Here is a 1529-nt window from a genome sequence, read left to right as displayed (position 1 = left end):
GCAGCACGTCCTCGTCGCACTCGATGACGACGAGGCCCTCGTCGCCCAGGTGATCGGCCAGCGTACGCCCCGGAGGCCACCGCGTGCTGTGGCGCGCGATATCCGGTCAGTGCCGGGCCTTGCGCTCCTCACCGCTGCGCCAGTTGCTGCCGGCCTTGGCCAGACCACGGCTACCCAGGTAGCCGAGGGTCAGCAGCGTGATCATGAACCACGCGTTGGGGGCCCGGAAGATGTCCACCCCGGCCGAGTTCTTCCCGACCAGCTGCGAGGCGGCCAGCACGCCGATCACGGCCGCGATGTAGACCCAGAACTCGGTGGTCCGCAGCGCCGGCTTGGTCTCGGTGCCGGGTGCCTGCATGGCCTCCCGACGCCCGTCGGGCACCATCGGCATCGGGCGGGTGGGCGTCTCCTGCATGGCCCGGTCCTGCATGGCCCGGTTGGGCGCCTCCTGCACCGGCCGATTCATCGGCCTGGTGGATGCAGCCTGCGTGCTCATCTTGTCCTCCTCAGGATGCGATGAGTCGTACCTGCATTCCCTCCCCCCGCTACCGCGTTTCGGCCACGGCACGGTTCGCGTTCATGGCGAGGGCACCCGCCGTCTACCCGACCCGCCGGGAGCAGTAACACCGGCCGGCGGCCGGGAAAAATCCGGTCCGCCGGGCCGGGCGGGGCGCGCCACGGACGGGGTACGCCGCCGGCCGGCCGGCCCGACGGTGCGGGTTTGCCGGGGCGGTCGCCGGGCACGCACCCGGACCGACACTTCTGTGAGGTGATGGACGTGCGTGAGGACGACATGCGACAGGACGCCGCCCGGCGGGCCGAGGACCGGATCGCCGGCGGCGTGTACGGCGAGGGCGTCCTGGACGAGGTGACCGTGCCCCGCACCGACGTGCAGCGGGTCATCCAGGACGAGGACCCGGACGACCCGGCCCACGTCCCGGTCGACCCGGACGTGCTGCGCGACGGGGGCCCCACCCGGGGGCAGGGCGCGATCACCACGACCGGCGGCACCGCCGGCCCGGCCAGCGCCCGGCGGCTGGCCCGGCAGCCCGAGCGGCACCCCGGCAAGGTGGCCCCCACGACCACGGGCGACGCCACCACCGGCGGCATGAGCACCCCCGCCGGCGGCTCCACCAGCGACCAGTCCAGCACCGCCAGCCAGGTCGGCAACTTCACCAACGAGTGACCGACCCCGTCGCGGCCCCACCCGCCTGGCGGCGTCGGCGGCGGAGATCCACACCACCGCCGCCGGGTGATGCCGCTAGATCTTGGACGGTCCCTTGCAGGGGAAACGGAAGCTTGTCCAAGATCCGCGAGCCGGCCGTCAACGCTGGCGACGCCACGACCGGAGGGGGCGGTCCGGGACGCCCGGATGCGAGGACGCCGCTGGCCGGTACCCCGGGCGGGGTACCGGCCAGCGGCATCATGCACCTGTGTGTCAGTTGTTCCAGTGCTTGGCGACGAGGTCGGCGGCCTGCTGTTCCCACTGGGCGTAGTGGTCGGGGTACGCCGACACCTGCACGGTCTGT

Annotated in this window: 2 protein-coding genes; one reads left to right on the top strand and one right to left on the bottom strand. The window is 73.1% G+C overall.

Annotated features, from left to right (window positions below; genetic code table 11):
• Positions 1 to 106 precede the first annotated feature (106 nt).
• Positions 107 to 496 (bottom strand): hypothetical protein, encoded by a 390-nt coding sequence (locus ABT006_RS34955; protein WP_350712748.1) that lies wholly within the window; start codon positions 494 to 496, stop codon positions 107 to 109.
• Positions 497 to 778: 282 nt separating this feature from the next.
• On the opposite strand from ABT006_RS34955, the gene ABT006_RS34950 reads away from it, so the two are divergent.
• The gene (locus ABT006_RS34950) at positions 779 to 1186 is read left to right on the top strand and encodes a hypothetical protein (protein WP_350712747.1); all 408 of its coding nucleotides are present in this window, start codon (positions 779 to 781) and stop codon (positions 1184 to 1186) included.
• Positions 1187 to 1529: the final 343 nt, after the last annotated feature.

The organism is Micromonospora sp. NPDC002717, from assembly GCF_040295705.1.
Taxonomy (GTDB): Bacteria; Actinomycetota; Actinomycetes; order Mycobacteriales; family Micromonosporaceae; genus Micromonospora.
Note: the sequence above shows the minus strand (reverse complement) of the source record. Positions and strands in the feature narration are given on the sequence as shown.